Here is a 15,181-nt window from a genome sequence, read left to right as displayed (position 1 = left end):
CCTCCCTGAGGGGGCGGTTCGGTGCGGTCACTTCGTTCCCTTCGGCTTGCGCTGCTCCCAGCCCTCGGCCCACAGGTCGAACCGGGCCTGCTGCTGGGGGAACTCGGCCGCCGCGTCCACGTCCAGCTCCACGCCGAGTCCGGGGGCGTCGGACAGGTGGAAGCAGCCGTCCTCCGGGTCCACCTGCGGCGCGCCCTTGACGACCTTCTTGATCTCCGCGTCCGCGAAGTCGTTGAAGTGCTCCAGGACCTTGAAGTTCGGTGAGGTGAAGCCGACCTGGAGGGACGCGGCGGTCAGGACGGGACCGCCGACGTTGTGCGGCGCGACCAGCATGTAGTGGGTCTCCGCGGTCGCGGCGAGCTTGCGGGTCTCCCAGATGCCGCCGATGTGGCCGACGTCCGGCTGGAGGATGTCCACGGCCTGGCTCTCGAACAGCTCGCGGAACTCGATCCGGTCGTGGATGCGTTCGCCGGTGGCGAGGGGCATGTCGACCTTTGCGGCGACCTTCTCCAGGGCCTTGAGGTTCTCCGGCGGCACCGGCTCCTCCAGCCAGGCCGGCTTGAACGGCGCGAGCTCGTGGGCGAGGCGCACGGCGGTGGCGGGGGAGAAGCGGCCGTGCATCTCCAGCATCAGCTCGGCGTCCGGGCCGATGGCGTCACGGACCGCCTCGATCAGCGAGACCGCGTACAGGGTCTGCTGGTGGTCCAGCTCGAAGTGCCCGGTGCCGAACGGGTCGATCTTCAGCGCCCGGTACCCGCGCTCCATGACGCCCTGCGCGGCCTTGTGGTACGCCTCGGGGGTGCGCTCGGTGGTGTACCAGCCGTTGGCGTACGCCTTGACCTTGTCGGTGACCTTGCCGCCGAGCAGCTGCCAGACGGGCACGCCGAGGGCCTTGCCCTTGATGTCCCAGCAGGCCATCTCGACGACGGCGATGCCGGACATGACGATCTCGCCGGCGCGGCCGTAGTCGCCGTACTTCATCCGGCGGACGAGGTCCTCGACGGCGAACGGGTCGGAGCCGAGAATGTGGTTGACCTCGGCTTCCTTCAAGTAGCCGAGGAGCGCGTCGGTGTGACCCAGCATCCGGGTCTCACCGACGCCGGTGACCCCCTCGTCGGTGTGCACCTGGACGTAGGTCAGGTTGCGCCACGGCGTCCCGACCACGTGCGTGCTGATTCCGGTGATGCGCACGGCAGTTGCCCCTCGTGTTGTCGGCTCGGTTCGACACGTTCGATATTTCGGCAGACGTTCGAAATGCTGGCGTGACAGTAAGGAGGGTGCGACGGGGGTGTCAATGGGTTGCGCGACAGCGGTTTGAACAGTTTCGAAACCTATGGGAGCAGGCCCCTACCAAACCTTCACAACCAGGTCTAGGAACCCCACCCGAGCGGAACCTAGTCTTCCCGCGACATGGACTACTGCCACCCGTGCCGACGGCACCTCAACGGCGCCCTCGCCTGCCCTGGGTGCGGCACCCCCGCCGAAACGCTCCGCGCCCGTACGGAGGAAGCCGCCGCGTCCGCGGGGTCCGCGGGGCACGAGGGGGAGGCGGCCGAGGCGGGCGCCACCGGCGACGACCGCGACGACGATGACGACGACGGCGAGGGTGACGGCGAGGAGGCGGAGCCCGGTCCCCGGGGCCGGGCGGGCGGGGGCGGTCGGCGGGACCGCAAGGCCGCGGCGCACCGGCGGCGCCGGCGCCGGACGCTGCTGATCGCGGCCGGCTTCGTGCTGGCCGCGGGCGGACTGAGCCTGGCGGAACTCGGCCTGGAGGCGCCGGGATCGTCGCCGAGGCCGGCGGTGGCGGGCGAGGAGTCGACCGACGGCGGCGCGGCGGAGCTGGAGCCGACGCGGTCGCCGGGCGGCGGCGCGGGGGCGGTGTCCGCGCCGGCCTCCGCGCCCGCGTCCGCCTCCGCCTCCGCGTCCGGCTCCCCGTCGGCCTCGGCGTCACCGGAGGGCGAGGAGTCCCAGGAGGCCGAGGACGAGGCCGGCGCCGGGGCCGGGGAGGCCGCGTCGTCCGCGCCCGCGGACGCGGACGCGCCGTCGGCCCGGCCGACGGAGGCTCCGCCCTCGACGCCCCCGCCGGCGCCGGGAACCCCCGGGCCCGGCCCGACCACCGAGGAGCCCGACCCGGAGCCGGAACCGGAGCCCACCGAGACCTGTGAGCGGTTCCTGTGGTGGTGCACCTGACCCCCCGGGCCCCCCGCCCCCTGACGCGGCGGCCGGCGCGCACCGGGCCGTGCGACCGGCCCGCCCCGCGCAGGGGTTCCCGGGGCCCGCCCTCGCAGGCCGGTCCGGTCCGGCGGGTCCCGGCGCGGGCCCGGCCGGTCCTCGCTCAGTCCTCCCGCAGCATCCTCCGCAGGGCGTCCCGCAGGGCCACCCGCTCCTCCTCCGACAGCCCCGCCAGCGGCTCGCGCGCGAACCGCAGGGAGTCCTGCAGGCCCCGGGCCACCCGCCGCCCCTCGGCCGTCGCCGCGGCCAGCTTCACCCGGCGGTCCGACGGGTCCGGCCGGCGCTCCACCAGCCCCCGGGACTCCAGGCGGTCGACGATGCCGGTGACGTTCGACGGCTCGCACTTCAGCCGCCGGGCCAGCTGCCGCATGGGCAGCGGCTCCAGCGACAGCAGGCTCAGCAGCCTCGCCTGCGCGCCCGTCAGCGCGTGCCCGGCGGCGGCCTCCTCGTACTCCTCGTGGTAGCGGGCCACGACGGCGCCGATGAGCTCGACGACCTCCAGGGTCAGGGCGTCGGGGCGGCGGGGGGCGGGAGGTGCGGCCATGTCTCCCAGGGTACTCACTTGCTTGACATCCTGAAATATTCAGGCGCATGGTTGTTTCAGCTAGTGAAGTATTTCGAGGAAGGTGCCAGGCCATGTCCGACGCCCCCACGCCCCCCACCGCCGGCCGCGAGTGGCATCTGCTGAGCCGCCCCGTCGGCTGGCCGAAGCCCGAGGACTTCGCCCTCGTCGAGGCCGAGGTGCCCGCGCCCGGCGAGGGGCAGGTACTGGTACGGAACGAGTACCTCTCCGTCGACCCGTACATGCGCGGCCGGATGAGTGCCGCCAAGTCCTACGTCGCCCCGTACGAGCTCGGCAAGGCCATGCAGGGCGGCGCCGTCGGCGAGGTCGTCGCCTCGAACGCCGAGGGGATCGCCGTCGGCGACCACGTCCTGCACTTCTTCGGCTGGCGCGAGTACGCCGTCGTGGACGCGAAGAACGCCGTCAAGGTGGACCCGGGGGCGGCGCCCCTCTCGACGTACCTCGGCGTGCTGGGGATGACCGGGCTCACCGCCTACGCGGGCCTGCTGCGCACCGCCTCCTTCAAGGAGGGCGACTCCGTCTTCGTGTCCGGCGCCGCGGGCGCCGTCGGCAGCCAGGTCGGGCAGATCGCGAAGCTCAAGGGCGCCTCGCGGGTGATCGGGTCCGCCGGGTCCGACGAGAAGGTGAAGCTGCTCCTCGACGAGTACGGCTTCGACGCCGCCTTCAACTACCGCAACGGCCCCGTGAGCGAGCAGCTGCGCGCCGCCGCCCCGGACGGGATCGACGTCTACTTCGACAACGTGGGCGGCGACCACCTGGAGGCGGCCATCGGGTCGCTCAACCGGGACGGCCGGATCGCGGTCTGCGGCATGATCTCCGTCTACAACAACACCGAGCCCGCGCCCGGCCCGAAGAACCTCGCCCGCCTGATCCAGACCCGCGGCCGCATCGAGGGCTTCCTGGTCGGCGACCACTACGACCTCCAGCCGCAGTTCGTCCGGGAGGTCGGGGCCTGGGTGCGGTCCGGTGAGCTCAAGTACCGGGAGACCGTCGTCGAGGGCATCGAGAACAACCTCGAGGCGTTCCTCGGGGTCCTGCGCGGCGACAACACCGGGAAGATGATCGTCAAGCTCTGACGGCCCCCGCACCGCCCCCGCGCCCGGGGGCGGTCCACCGGAGCACGGGGACACCGTGACGCCGACCGGAGCGGGTCGTTGCGCACCGTGAGGGCCGCACCCCTGGACGTGGGGTGCGGCCCTCGCCCGCGGGGGCGCCCGGGCGCCCCGGGCTCCGGGAGACCGAGGGGGAACCGGCCGGGACGCCGGTACCGGGTCCGCCCGGCACCCGGTACCGGCGGGGGCCTCCGGCGAGGCCGGTGCGGGGTGGGGCCGCCCGGCCGGGCCCCGATAGGGTCTCCCCCATGCGCGATCTCGGGGTGGGTTTCCGGTATCTCCTCAAGGGCCAGCGGTGGGTGGCCCGGCACGGCAGGCAGTACGGCTTCGGGCTGCTGCCGGGGCTGATCACCCTCGTGCTGTACGCGGCCGCGCTCGTCGCGCTGGCCGTGTGGGGGGAGGACCTCGTCGCCTGGGCGACGCCGTTCGCCGACGACTGGTCCGACCCCTGGTCCGGCCTGTTCCGCGGGTTCCTCACCGTCGTCCTGTTCGCCCTCGGACTGCTGCTGTCCGTGCTCACCTTCACCGCGGTGACCCTGCTCGTCGGGCAGCCCTTCTACGAGAGCCTCTCCGAGAGGGTCGACCGGGACGTCTCCCCCGACGGCACCGCGCCCGAGTCGGACCTGCCGCTGTGGCGGGAGCTGTGGATCTCCGGCCGGGACAGCCTCCGGATCGTCGTGCGGGCCCTCGTCTGGGCCGTGCTGCTCTTCGCGCTCGGTCTCGTCCCGGTCCTCGGGCAGACCGTCGTCCCGGTGATCGGCTTCTTCGTCACCGGCTTCTTCCTCACCGAGGAGCTCACCGCCGTCGCGCTCCAGCGCCGCGGGGTCGAACTGCGCGAGCGGCTCGGCCTGCTGCGGTCCCGCAAGACCCTCGTCTGGGGCTTCGGCACGCCCCTGGGGCTGGCCTTCCTCGTCCCGTTCGTCGCGGTGTTCCTGATGCCGGGCGCGGTGGCCGGCGCCACCCTCATGGCGCGCGACCTGCTCGGCGAGGAGACCGCCGGGGACGGCGCCGGGGAGTCCGAGCCGGAGGGGGCCCGGCCGTGACCGAGGCCGTCGCCGTCGCCGCCATCACCGTCCTGGCCGTGATCGCCCCCGGCGCCGACTTCGCCATGGTGGTGCGCAACAGCTACCTGTACGGCCGCCGCACCGGACTGCTCGGCGCGGCCGGTGTCGCCGCCGGCGTGCTGGTGCACGTCGCCTACACCCTGCTCGGCGTCGGGCTGCTGATCGCCTCCTCCACCCTCCTCTTCACGGTCGTCAAGCTGGCCGGCGCGGCCTACCTCGTGTACATCGGCGTCCGCACCTTCCGCACCCGCCGCGAGGTCGCCGTCGACCTGGGGAACAGGACGGAACTCACCCCGTTCGCGGCCCTGCGCACCGGCTTCCTGACCAACGTCCTCAACCCGAAGACGACCCTCTTCGTCGTCTCCACCTTCGCCCAGGTCGTCGGCCCCGGCACGCCGTTCGTCCGGCAGGCGGGCTACGGGCTGTTCATGTCGCTGGCCCACCTGCTGTGGTTCGGCGTCGTCGCGGTGTTCTTCTCGCAGAGCCGCATGCGCACCCTGATGCTGCGCGGCCAGAAGGTCCTCAACAAGGTCGTCGGAGCCGCCCTGGCCGGGCTCGGCGTCAGCCTCGCGTTCGCCCCGTCGCACTGAGCGCCGCGGCCGGACGCCCCCGGCCGGCGGCGTCCGGCCGGTTCCGCGCGGACGCCGGGCCGGCGGCCGCCCCCGTTTGTGAAGGGTTCGTACGGGATCCGCTCCGGGCGCCCGATCGCGGACCGCGGGATCGGCACGGCGGTTAACGTCGGAACCGGGCGATGCCCGTCCGAGCAGCCCCGGCCCGGGACCCTGACCCCGGGCCGGGGCTCGGGGGACCGAGCGCCCCGCGCGGGGGTCAGCGCACGCCGAACGCGTACACCGTCGCCGAGCGGAACACCTCGCCCGGCCGCAGGACGGTGTCCGGGAACCCCGGGCGGTTCGGGGAGTCGGGGAAGTGCTGCGTCTCCAGCGCGACGCCGTCGCCGGGCGCGAAGGGCGCGCCGATGTGGTCCGCGGTGTAGAGCTGCATCCCGGGCTCGGTCGTCGCCACCGTCAGCACCCGGCCCGACCCCGGGTCGTGCAGCTCGGCGACCTCCACGGGCTCCGGCGTCACCCCCTTGTCGAGCACGAGGTTGTGGTCGTACCCGAGGCCGGTCCCGCGCGCCTCGCGGAAGTCGAAGCGGGTGCCGGTCACGTCGGCGAGCTCGCCCGTCGGGATCAGGTCCGCGTCGACCGGGGTGAACCGGGAGGCCGCCACCCGCAGTTCGTGCCCGGCCGCGCTGCCCGAACCGGCCAGGTTCCAGTACGAGTGGTTCGTCAGGTTCACCGGGGTCGGCGCGTCCGTCACCGCCTCGTAGGCGATGCCCAGCGCGCCCCGCTCGTCCAGCGTGTACGTCACCGACACCTCCAGACGGCCCGGGAAGCCCTCCTCGCCGTGCGGGCTGACCCGGGTGAGGCGCAGGCCGTGCTCGACCTCCGTCACGTCCCACACCCGCTTGTCGAAGCCCCGCTCCCCGCCGTGCAGCGAGTTCGGCCCGTTGTTCGGGACGAGCGCGTACGTGACCCCGTCCAGGGGGAAGCGCGCGCCCGCGATCCGGTTGGCGTACCGGCCGATCAGGGCGCCCAGGAAGGGCTCCGGGTGGGCGAGGTAACCGTCCAGGCCGGGGAACCCCAGCACCACGTTCCGGACCCGCCCCTCCCGGTCCGGCACCTCCACGCTCTGCACGATCCCGCCGTACGACAGCACGCGCACCCGCACGCCCGCCCGCCGGAGCGTCCAGCGGTGCACCGCGGTGCCGTCGGGAAGGGTGCCGAAGGGTTCGTTCATGTGCGAAACAATAGGACACGGCCGGGGGCACGGCCCTCCCGGCCGCCTCAGGGACGCTTCGCCGTGACCGCCCGGTGGGCGATCTCCGCCAGCCTGGCCTGTCCGTCGACGCTGGGGTGGAACCAGTCCCAGCGGCTCAGCTGACCGGGGCCGAAGCGGTACGCGTGCACCGCGCCGTCGTCGTGGCGGCACCGGAGGTCCGCGTCGCAGACCTCCTCCAGCACCTCGTTGTAGTCCTTCACCCGCTGGTGCACCGTCTCGCGCCGCAGTGTCGCCGCCGCGTCCAGCGCGTCCGGGTCGCCCAGCATCGACGGGCAGACGCCCAGCTTCCAGACCTGCTTGCCCAGCGCGCTGGTCCGCCCCTGCGACCACAGGCGCTTCAGGTCCGGCACGCTCGCCACGTACACCTGGGTCTCGGGCAGCGCCTCGCGCAGGACGGCCATCGCCTTTCGGAAGTCGGCGCGGAAGTCGGCCACCGGCGTCATCGCCGCCACCGTCTCCCGGCAGGCGTCGTTCGCCCCGACCAGCACCGTCACCAGCTGCGGGGCGTGCCGCACCGCCCGCGCCATCTGGTCCGGCAGGTCCGCCATCCGGGCCCCGGCCACCGCGTGGTTCCAGCTCCGCCCGGCCGCGCCGGACCTGCCCAGCAGCCGCACCGCGAGACTGTCGACCTCCTCGCCGGTGCCCGTCGCCCACGACACCTCGGGACAGTCCGCCAGCACCGCGCAGGCGTCGAAGCCGGTGGTGATGGAGTCGCCGACGGCGGCGACGGAGGAGGGGCTGGTGTCCCACACGGGCGTGGGGCTCGGGGACGGCCCGCCCCGCTGCGCGCCCGCGCCGGACGGGGCGGACCCGGCGCCGCCGGCGTCGTCGCAGCCGGCCAGGCCCAGGACGGCGGCCGTCACCACGGCGAGAACCGTTCGTGAGCGGCGGCGCCGCCCCAGCGTCACCCGGTCCAATTCCGTCGCCTCCCCGCGCATCGTGCCGACCCGTCCCTCCAGCCATAACAACGCCCGGGGGTTCCCGCTCGCCGGGCGGGAGCGCCGCACGCCCGCACAGACGTCCTGCCGGGTGAATGGCGGACGTCCACCGGCACCGGGACGGACGGTACGTCACACTCCTCGCGCCGTCGCACGGTAGCCTCGCCATCAACGCGGCCCGCCGGGTCGCGGCCGTCCGTCCGTTCCAAGATGTCCCGCTCTGCCCGGAGGTCCCGGTGACGACTCGTGGAGTTCTGTACGTGCACTCCGCGCCGCGCGCGCTGTGCCCGCACGTCGAGTGGGCCGTCGCCGGGGTGCTCGGCACGCGCGTCAGCCTGGACTGGATCCGCCAGCCGGCCGCCCCGGGCACCTGGCGCTCGGAGTTCTCCTGGCAGGGACGGGCCGGCACCGCCTCCCAGCTCGCCTCCGCGCTGCGCGGCTGGCAGATGCTGCGCTTCGAGGTCACCGCGGAGCCCTGCCCCACCGCCGAGGGCGAGCGCTACAGCTGCACCCCCGGCCTCGGCATCTTCCACGCCGTCACCGGCATGCACGGCGACATCCTGATCCCCGAGGACCGGCTGCGCGCCGCCCTGGCCCGCGCCCGCGACGGCGGGACCGACCTGGAGGCGGAGATCGCCAAGCTCCTGGGCAAGCCCTGGGACGACGAACTGGAGCCGTTCCGCCACGCCGGTGAGGGCGCCCCGGTGCGCTGGCTGCACCAGGTGGTCTGACCGGCCCGCCGGCACCCGCCGTCCGGCACCGCGGTTGTCCCGGCACCCGGCACCCGGCACCCGGTGCTCCGGCACGGGAAAGGCCCCCACCGCGCGGTGGGGGCCTTCACGCGCGTACGGGTGCCGCTCAGACCGTCCGGAACGCCAGCACCACGTTGTGCCCGCCGAACCCGAACGAGTCGTTCAGCGCGGCGATCCTGCCCTCGACGGGCAGCTTGCGCGCCTCGCCGCGGACCACGTCCGCGTGCGCCTCGGCCTCGGGGTCGAGGTTCTCGACGTTGATGGTGGGCGGGGCCACCCGGTGGTACAGCGCGAGCACCGCCGCCACCGACTCCACGCCGCCGGCGCCGCCGAGCAGGTGACCGGTCATCGACTTGGTGGCGGAGACCGTCATGTGGTCGGTGTCGTCGCCGAAGACCTTGCGCAGCGCCTTCAGCTCGGCGATGTCGCCGGCCGGCGTCGAGGTGGCGTGCGCGTTGACGTGCACGATCTCGGCCGGGTCCAGGTCGGTGCGGTCCAGCAGGTTCTGCAGGGCGTGCGAGATGCCGCGCCCCTCCGGCTCCGGCTGCACGATGTCGTGGGAGTCGGCCGAGATGCCCTGGCCGACCGCCTCCGCGTAGACGCGGGCGCCGCGCGCCGCGGCGTGCTCGGCGGACTCCAGGACGATCACGCCCGCGCCCTCGCCGAGGACGAAGCCGTCCCGGGCGACGTCGTAGGGGCGCGAGGCGCCCTCGGGGTCGTCGTTGTTCTTGGACATCGCCATCATGTTGCCGAACGCGGCGATCGGCAGCGGGTGGATCGCCGCCTCCGTGCCGCCCGCGACCACGACGTCGGCGCGGCCGGTGCGGATCATCTCGATGGCGTAGCCGATGGCCTCCGCGCCCGAGGCGCAGGCCGAGACCGGGGTGTGCACGCCCGCGCGGGCGCCCACGGCCAGGCCCACGTTGGCCGAGGGGCCGTTCGGCATCAGCATGGGGACGGTGTGCGGGGAGACGCGGCGGACGCCCTTCTCCTTCAGCACGTCGTACTGGTCCAGCAGGGTCGTCACACCGCCGATGCCGGAGGCGATGACCGTGCCCAGCCGGTCCGGGTCGATGTTCGGGTCCTCACCGGCCTTGCCCTCGAAGCCGGCGTCGGCCCACGCCTCCTTGGCCGCGACCAGCGCGAACTGCGCCGAGCGGTCCAGGCGGCGGGCCTGCGGCCGGGGGATGACCTCGGTGGGTTCCACGGCCACGGGGGCCGCGATGCGGACCGCCTGCTCGGCGGCCCACTCCTGCGTAAGGGGCTTGACGCCGGAACGTCCGGCGACCAGGCCCTCCCAGGTCGAGGCCGCGTCGCCACCCAGCGGTGTGGTTGCGCCGATACCGGTGACGACCACGGTGCGATTGGTCGAGCTCACGGGAATTCTTTCTCCAACGGATGCGAGGATTCGTACGGCGCCACCGCCGGGTGGCGGGGCCGGGCTCAACGCCCGAGCGGGGCTCAGGCCTGGTGCTTGAGGATGTACTCGGTCGCGTCGCCGACGGTCTTGAGGTTCTTGACGTCGTCGTCCGGGATCTTGACGTCGAAGCGCTCTTCGGCGGCGACGACGACCTCGACCATGGACAGCGAGTCGACGTCCAGGTCGTCGGTGAAGGACTTGTCCAGCTGGACGTCCTCAACCGGGATGCCGGCGATCTCGTTCACGATCTCCGCGAGACCGGCGACGATCTCTTCCTGAGTGGCGGCCATGGTGGCGCTCCTTCGTTGTGATTCCAGAGGGTGTGGCGCCCGCCGCGTCAGCGGCAGGTGGTGTGGTGTCCGTGCCGGACCCCATGATCCGGCACGGAGTGCCTAGGGGAGGGTAACGACCGTCGCGGCGTAGACGAGACCCGCCCCGAAGCCGATGACGAGCGCGGTGTCACCGCTCTTCGCCTCGCCGGTCGCCAGGAGCCGCTCCATCGCGAGCGGGATCGAGGCGGCCGAGGTGTTGCCGGTGGTGCGGATGTCACGGGCGACCGTGACGTGCTCCGGCAGTCTGAGGGTCTTCACCATCGAGTCGATGATCCGCACGTTGGCCTGGTGCGGGATGAAGACGTCCAGGTCGTCCGCGGTGATCCCGGCCGCGTCCAGCGCCTGCTGGGCGACCTTCGCCATCTCGAACACGGCCCAGCGGAACACCGCCTGGCCCTCCTGGGTGAGCGCGGGGAACTTCTCGACCGTCTTGTCGCGGTAGTCCGTCCACGGCACGGTCTGCTTGATCGTTTCGGCCTTGTCGCCCTCCGAGCCCCACACGGTCGGGCCGATCGCGGGCTCCTGGGACGGGCCGACGACCACCGCGCCGGCGCCGTCGCCGAACAGGAAGGCGGTCGCCCGGTCCTCCAGGTCGGTCAGGTCGCTCAGCCGCTCCACGCCGATGACGAGGACGTACTCCGCGGAACCCTCGACGACCATGCCCTTGGCGAGGGTCAGGCCGTAGCCGAAGCCCGCGCAGCCGGCCGAGATGTCGAAGGCGGCGGCCTTGTCGGTGCCCAGCCGGTACGCGATCTCGGTGGCGATCGCCGGGGTCTGGGCGAAGTGCGACACGGTGGAGACCACCACGGCGCCGATCCGCCCGGCGTCGACCCCGGCGGCCGCGAGCGCCTTGCCGGAGGCCTCGACCGACATCGCCGCGACGGTCTCCTCGGGCGACGCCCAGTGCCGGGTCTCGATGCCGGAGCGCGAGCGGATCCACTCGTCGGACGAGTCGATCGTCTCCAGGATCACCTCGTTCGGCACCACCCGGGTGGGCCGGTAGCCGCCCACACCGAGGATGCGTGCGTACGGGGCGCCCTTGCCGGGCTTGATCTTCGCCATGGGGGTCGGCTCCTTAGGGCGGTCAGGCGGTGTGCTCGGCGACGAGCTCGCGGGCCGCGTCGAGGTCGGCGGGGGTCTTCAGGGCCAGCGTCCTCACCCCGGGCAGGGCCCGCTTGGCGAGGCCGGTCAGGGTGCCGCCGGGGCAGACCTCCAGCAGGGCGGTCACGCCGAGCTCCTTGAAGGTCTCCATGCACAGGTCCCAGCGGACCGGGTTCGCGACCTGGCCGACCAGGCGCTGGAGCACCTCGGCGCCGGTCGCCACCGTCCGGCCGTCCTTGTTCGACACGTAGGAGACCTTCGGGTCGCCCGGCGTCAGGTCCGCGGCGGCCTTCGCCAGCGTGTCGACCGCGGGGGCCATGTGGTGGGTGTGGAAGGCGCCGGCCACCTTGAGCGCGACGACCTTGCGCACGCCCTCGGGCTTGTCCGCCTCGAGCGCGGCGAGCTGCTCCCTGGTGCCGGCCGCCACGACCTGGCCCGCGCCGTTGATGTTCGCCGGGGTCAGGCCGAGTTTCTCCAGGTGCTTCACGGTCACCTCGGGGTCGCCGCCGAGCAGCGCCGCCATGCCGGTCTCGGTGACCGCGGCGGCGTCGGCCATGGCCAGGCCCCGCGTGCGGACCAGGCCCAGGGCGGCGGTCTCGTCGAGGACGCCCGCGAAGGCGGCGGCGGTGATCTCGCCGACGCTGTGGCCGGCGACCGCGCCGGGTGCGAGATCCGCCGTGGCACCGAGTGCCGAGGCGGACAGCAGTCCGGCCGCGACCAGCAGCGGCTGGGCCACGGCGGTGTCGCGGATCGCGTCCGCGTCGGCCCGCGTGCCGTAGTGGACGAGGTCGAGTCCGATGGCGTCGGACCAGGCGGCGACGCGGTCCGCGGCACCGGGAAGGTCGAGCCATTCAGTCAGGAAGCCGGGCGTCTGGGCGCCCTGGCCGGGAGCGACGAGTACGAGCACTCTCACACTCTCTCTTGGGGACGGCCGCGGCCGCCCGTGAGGACAAGGACGAAGAACACGGAGGGCTTTTGTGGAGCTCCGACAAAACACTAGGGCTGGAGATCGCCATCGGCCAGGCGCCCCAGGATCAGGGCGATCCGCAGCGTGAACGCCGAGCGTACATCGGAGGGTGACCATCCGGTGACGTCTGTCACACGTCGGAGCCGGTAGCGCACGGTGTTGGGATGAACGAACAGCATCCGCGCCGCGCCCTCGAGACTGCTCGCCTGTTCGAGGTAGACGCTGAGCGTCTCCAGCAGTGCGGCCCCGGCCTGCTCCAGCGGTCTGTAGATCTCCTCCACCAACTGCCTGCGGGCCGAGGGGTCCCCGGCCATCGCCCGCTCCGGGAGCAGGTCGTCCGCCAGCACCGGCCGCGGGGCGTCCTGCCAGGCGGCACACGCCTTGAGCCCCGCCGCGGCGGCCTGCGCGGACCGGGTCGCGGCCGGCAGGTCCGGCACCACCGGCCCGGCCACCACCGGCCCCGGCGCGTACGGCCCGATCAGCGACCTGGCCACGGCCAGCGGGTTGTCGCTGCCGCCCGCGATCACCACCAGCCGGTTCCCGAGCACCCCGGTCAGCACCTGGAGCTTGGCGTGCCGGGCGGCGCGCCGGATCGCCTCCACGGTCAGCTCCGAGTCGCCGTCGGGCGCGGTGCCCAGCACCACGCACACGTGCTCGGGCGAGTTCCAGCCGAGGGCGGCGGCCCGGGACACGGCCCCCTCGTCGGCCTCGCCGCTGAGCACGGCGTTCACCACCAGCGACTCCAGGCGCGCGTCCCAGGCACCCCGTGCCTCGGCCGCCTGCGCGTACACCTGGGCGGTGGCGAAGGCGATCTCCCGGGCGTAGACGAGGAGGGCCTCGCGCAGGATCGACTCGTCGCCCGGCGCCGCCACCTCGTCGATGGCCGTCTCCATGACCTCGATGGTGGTGCGCACCATCTCCACGGTCTGCCGCAGCGTGATGGCCCGGGTCAGCTCGCGCGGCGCGGTGCCGAAGACGTCGGTGGAGATGGCCTGGGGGGCGTCGGGGCGCCGGAACCACTCGGTGAAGGCGGCGATGCCCGCCTGGGCGACCAGACCGATCCAGGAACGGTTCTCCGGGGGCATGGCCCGGTACCAGGGCAGGGTCTCGTCCATCCGCGCGATGGCCTGCGCGGCCAGGCTGCCGGACGACTTCTCCAGCCGCCTCAGCGTCGCGGCGTGCGGGTGGGCGGGGCGGCGCACTGCGGGCTCGGTGGTGGCGGTCTCGGGTTCGGGCACGGGGACAAGCCTGCCTCATCCGGACGGAAGCACGGCCCCCCGGGGTCTACCGTGGACCCCGTGATCGACGTACGGCGCGCGCACGAGCGCTACCGGGGCGGTGACCCGGCGGCCGGGATCGAGACCCGGCACGCCTTCTCCTTCGGCCCCCACTACGACCCCGGCAACCTCCGCTTCGGCGCGGTGATCGCCTGCAACGAGGAGCGCCTGGCCCCCGGCGCCGGCTTCGACGAGCACCCGCACAGCCACACCGAGATCGTGACCTGGGTGGTGGAGGGCGAGCTGACCCACCGGGACTCCACGGGGCGCCGGACGGTGGTCCGCCCCGGCGACGTGCAGCGCCTGAGCGCCGCCTCCGGGGTGCGGCACGTGGAACGCAACGACGGCGACGCGCCGCTGGTCTTCCTCCAGATGTGGCTGGCCCCGCGGGAACCGGGCGGCGACCCCTCCTACGAGGTCGTCCGGGGCCTCGCCGACTCCACCCCCTACGCCCTCCCGGAGGCCGGCGCGCTGCTCCACGTCCGCCGCCTGACGGCGGGGGAGCGCACCGCCGTCCCCGACGCCGCGTACCTGTACGCCCACGTGGTGCGCGGCGAGGTCGCCCTGGACGGCGAGCACCTGGGCCCGGGGGACGCGGCCCGGATCACCGGCGCGAAGGACGTCGAGGCGACCGCCGCGAGCCCGGCGGCGGAACTGCTGCTGTGGGAGATGCGGGGTGCGTGAGGGGGGCCGGCGGCACACGGGGCCGTGCGACGCGCACGCGACCTGAGTCCCGTCGGGCGGGTCCTCGCGCCCGGAGCGCACCGGGAAGCACGGCGTGGACGTGCCGTTCGCCGTCGCCCCGAGGGCTGCCCGCTGCGGTCGTGCTCAGGGGGCGGGGCGGACGTCGTCCCCCGGCGCCAGGAACGCCGAGACCGCCTGCGTGAACGCCTCCGGCGCCGCGCGGTGGACCAGGTGCCCGACGGGGAGGGTGACCAGCCGCCCGCCGGGGATGCGCCGGGCCAGCTCGGCGACGCCCTCCTGGGGCACGTGGCTGCGCGGACCGCCGGCCACCACGAGGGTCTCGGCGGTGATCCGGCCGAGCCGCTCCAGCCAGCTCGGATCGGGCGTGTCGATCTGCCTGCGGACGGCGAGCACCATCTCCCAGTCGAAGGACAGGTCGCCGTCCGGCCTGGCCGGAGTGGTCCGCTCCCGGGGGCGCGGGACCCCGACGTCCTCCAGGACGAGCCGGCCCACCCGCCGCGGACGGTCCTGCGCGACCAGGTAGGCCACGATCCCGCCCAGGGAGTGCCCGACCACGTCCACCCGGCCGAGCCCCAGCACGTCCAGGAACCGGAGCACATCGGCCCGCATGAGTTCGAGCGAGTAGGTCCCCGGCCAGTCGCTCCGGCCGTGACCGCGCAGGTCGAGGGCGTACACCCGTCGGCTGCGGGCGAGGACGGGAGCCACCGCGTCCCAGTCGGCGGCGTCCTCGCCCAGCGCGTGCAGCAGGACGAGCGGCGGGGCGTCCGGCGGCCCCGACACCCGGTAGGCCAGCCGGACCCCTCCCACGTCCACCGAACGGTGATCAGTCATGTCCGGAGGGTACGCGCGAGGAGCC

General features: G+C 73.8%; 16 protein-coding genes. 6 read left to right on the top strand and 10 right to left on the bottom strand.

Features of this window, described 5'->3' with window-relative positions; all coding sequences use genetic code 11:
* Nucleotides 1–27: 27 nt before the first annotated feature.
* The gene (locus ACZ56B_RS09600; protein WP_468788042.1) at nucleotides 28–1,191 is read right to left on the bottom strand and encodes a mandelate racemase/muconate lactonizing enzyme family protein; all 1,164 of its coding nucleotides are present in this window, start codon (nucleotides 1,189–1,191) and stop codon (nucleotides 28–30) included.
* Between the two features lie 219 nt (nucleotides 1,192–1,410).
* Here ACZ56B_RS09600 and ACZ56B_RS09595 point away from each other — a divergent pair, with 219 nt between their 5' ends.
* A complete protein-coding gene (locus ACZ56B_RS09595) occupies nucleotides 1,411–2,190 on the top strand; it encodes an SCO2400 family protein (protein ID WP_468788040.1) in 780 nt (259 codons plus the stop codon).
* A 145-nt stretch (nucleotides 2,191–2,335) separates the two neighbouring features.
* Here ACZ56B_RS09595 and ACZ56B_RS09590 read toward each other — a convergent pair whose 3' ends face one another.
* On the bottom strand, nucleotides 2,336–2,776 hold the full coding sequence (locus tag ACZ56B_RS09590; RefSeq protein WP_468788038.1) for a MarR family winged helix-turn-helix transcriptional regulator: 441 nt from the start codon (nucleotides 2,774–2,776) through the stop codon (nucleotides 2,336–2,338).
* 92 nt (nucleotides 2,777–2,868) lie between these two features.
* Between ACZ56B_RS09590 and ACZ56B_RS09585 the strand changes: the two genes are divergently transcribed.
* The 3 genes from ACZ56B_RS09585 (at nucleotide 2,869) to ACZ56B_RS09575 (ending at nucleotide 5,581) form a co-directional block, all read left to right on the top strand.
* Nucleotides 2,869–3,891, top strand: coding sequence for an NADP-dependent oxidoreductase (locus ACZ56B_RS09585; protein ID WP_468788036.1), 1,023 nt, complete (start codon nucleotides 2,869–2,871; stop codon nucleotides 3,889–3,891).
* A 284-nt stretch (nucleotides 3,892–4,175) separates the two neighbouring features.
* The gene (locus ACZ56B_RS09580) at nucleotides 4,176–4,970 is read left to right on the top strand and encodes an EI24 domain-containing protein (RefSeq protein WP_468788034.1); all 795 of its coding nucleotides are present in this window, start codon (nucleotides 4,176–4,178) and stop codon (nucleotides 4,968–4,970) included.
* Nucleotides 4,967–5,581, top strand: coding sequence for a LysE family transporter (locus ACZ56B_RS09575; protein ID WP_468788032.1), 615 nt, complete (start codon nucleotides 4,967–4,969; stop codon nucleotides 5,579–5,581). Before ACZ56B_RS09580 ends, ACZ56B_RS09575 begins: the two co-directional genes overlap by 4 nt.
* 238 nt (nucleotides 5,582–5,819) lie before the next feature.
* Here ACZ56B_RS09575 and ACZ56B_RS09570 read toward each other — a convergent pair whose 3' ends face one another.
* Both ACZ56B_RS09570 and ACZ56B_RS09565 read right to left on the bottom strand, forming a co-directional pair.
* Nucleotides 5,820–6,791 carry an aldose epimerase family protein gene (locus tag ACZ56B_RS09570; RefSeq protein WP_468788030.1) on the bottom strand — a complete coding sequence of 324 codons (972 nt, stop codon included), beginning with the start codon at nucleotides 6,789–6,791 and terminating at the stop codon, nucleotides 5,820–5,822.
* Nucleotides 6,792–6,838: 47 nt separating this feature from the next.
* The gene (locus ACZ56B_RS09565; protein ID WP_468788119.1) at nucleotides 6,839–7,771 is read right to left on the bottom strand and encodes an SGNH/GDSL hydrolase family protein; all 933 of its coding nucleotides are present in this window, start codon (nucleotides 7,769–7,771) and stop codon (nucleotides 6,839–6,841) included.
* Nucleotides 7,772–8,007: 236 nt separating this feature from the next.
* Here ACZ56B_RS09565 and ACZ56B_RS09560 point away from each other — a divergent pair, with 236 nt between their 5' ends.
* Nucleotides 8,008–8,502 carry a DUF3145 domain-containing protein gene (locus ACZ56B_RS09560; RefSeq protein WP_468788028.1) on the top strand — a complete coding sequence of 165 codons (495 nt, stop codon included), beginning with the start codon at nucleotides 8,008–8,010 and terminating at the stop codon, nucleotides 8,500–8,502.
* A gap of 127 nt (nucleotides 8,503–8,629) precedes the next feature.
* On the opposite strand, the gene fabF is transcribed toward ACZ56B_RS09560, so the two are convergent.
* From fabF to ACZ56B_RS09535, 5 genes are all read right to left on the bottom strand, one after another.
* Nucleotides 8,630–9,901, bottom strand: a complete 1,272-nt coding sequence (gene fabF, locus ACZ56B_RS09555; RefSeq protein WP_468788026.1) for a beta-ketoacyl-ACP synthase II — start codon at nucleotides 9,899–9,901, stop codon at nucleotides 8,630–8,632.
* A gap of 83 nt (nucleotides 9,902–9,984) precedes the next feature.
* Nucleotides 9,985–10,233 carry an acyl carrier protein gene (locus ACZ56B_RS09550; protein WP_004988657.1) on the bottom strand — a complete coding sequence of 83 codons (249 nt, stop codon included), beginning with the start codon at nucleotides 10,231–10,233 and terminating at the stop codon, nucleotides 9,985–9,987.
* A 102-nt stretch (nucleotides 10,234–10,335) separates the two neighbouring features.
* Entirely contained in the window at nucleotides 10,336–11,337 is a 1,002-nt protein-coding gene (locus tag ACZ56B_RS09545; RefSeq protein WP_468788024.1) for a beta-ketoacyl-ACP synthase 3, read from the bottom strand.
* A gap of 22 nt (nucleotides 11,338–11,359) precedes the next feature.
* Nucleotides 11,360–12,283: an ACP S-malonyltransferase gene (locus tag ACZ56B_RS09540; RefSeq protein WP_468788022.1), complete on the bottom strand. Its 924-nt coding sequence runs from the start codon at nucleotides 12,281–12,283 to the stop codon at nucleotides 11,360–11,362.
* A gap of 89 nt (nucleotides 12,284–12,372) precedes the next feature.
* The gene (locus ACZ56B_RS09535; RefSeq protein ID WP_468788020.1) at nucleotides 12,373–13,581 is read right to left on the bottom strand and encodes a PucR family transcriptional regulator; all 1,209 of its coding nucleotides are present in this window, start codon (nucleotides 13,579–13,581) and stop codon (nucleotides 12,373–12,375) included.
* Nucleotides 13,582–13,632: 51 nt separating this feature from the next.
* Between ACZ56B_RS09535 and ACZ56B_RS09530 the strand changes: the two genes are divergently transcribed.
* Complete coding sequence (locus ACZ56B_RS09530; RefSeq protein ID WP_468788018.1) at nucleotides 13,633–14,304, top strand: pirin family protein; 672 nt, start codon at nucleotides 13,633–13,635, stop codon at nucleotides 14,302–14,304.
* A 144-nt stretch (nucleotides 14,305–14,448) separates the two neighbouring features.
* Here the strand turns inward: ACZ56B_RS09530 and ACZ56B_RS09525 are convergent, their stop codons facing one another.
* Nucleotides 14,449–15,156 carry an alpha/beta fold hydrolase gene (locus ACZ56B_RS09525; RefSeq protein WP_468788016.1) on the bottom strand — a complete coding sequence of 236 codons (708 nt, stop codon included), beginning with the start codon at nucleotides 15,154–15,156 and terminating at the stop codon, nucleotides 14,449–14,451.
* Nucleotides 15,157–15,181 lie beyond the last annotated feature (25 nt).

This window comes from Streptomyces sp. NPDC034670 (genome assembly GCF_055574875.1).
The sequence above is the reverse complement of the archived record's forward strand: the minus strand, read 5'-3'. Positions and strand labels throughout refer to the sequence as shown.

What these genes read in the sequence shown, in the direction of transcription:
- ACZ56B_RS09595 (WP_468788040.1), top strand. Translation starts at nt 1,411, where the DNA reads ATGGACTACTGCCACCCGTGCCGACGGCACCTCAACGGCGCCCTCGCC.
- ACZ56B_RS09590 (WP_468788038.1), bottom strand. Translation starts at nt 2,776, where the DNA reads ATGGCCGCACCTCCCGCCCCCCGCCGCCCCGACGCCCTGACCCTGGAG.
- ACZ56B_RS09585 (WP_468788036.1), top strand. Translation starts at nt 2,869, where the DNA reads ATGTCCGACGCCCCCACGCCCCCCACCGCCGGCCGCGAGTGGCATCTG.
- ACZ56B_RS09580 (WP_468788034.1), top strand. Translation starts at nt 4,176, where the DNA reads ATGCGCGATCTCGGGGTGGGTTTCCGGTATCTCCTCAAGGGCCAGCGG.
- ACZ56B_RS09570 (WP_468788030.1), bottom strand. Translation starts at nt 6,791, where the DNA reads ATGAACGAACCCTTCGGCACCCTTCCCGACGGCACCGCGGTGCACCGC.
- ACZ56B_RS09565 (WP_468788119.1), bottom strand. Translation starts at nt 7,771, where the DNA reads ATGCGCGGGGAGGCGACGGAATTGGACCGGGTGACGCTGGGGCGGCGC.
- ACZ56B_RS09550 (WP_004988657.1), bottom strand. Translation starts at nt 10,233, where the DNA reads ATGGCCGCCACTCAGGAAGAGATCGTCGCCGGTCTCGCGGAGATCGTG.
- ACZ56B_RS09545 (WP_468788024.1), bottom strand. Translation starts at nt 11,337, where the DNA reads ATGGCGAAGATCAAGCCCGGCAAGGGCGCCCCGTACGCACGCATCCTC.
- ACZ56B_RS09525 (WP_468788016.1), bottom strand. Translation starts at nt 15,156, where the DNA reads ATGACTGATCACCGTTCGGTGGACGTGGGAGGGGTCCGGCTGGCCTAC.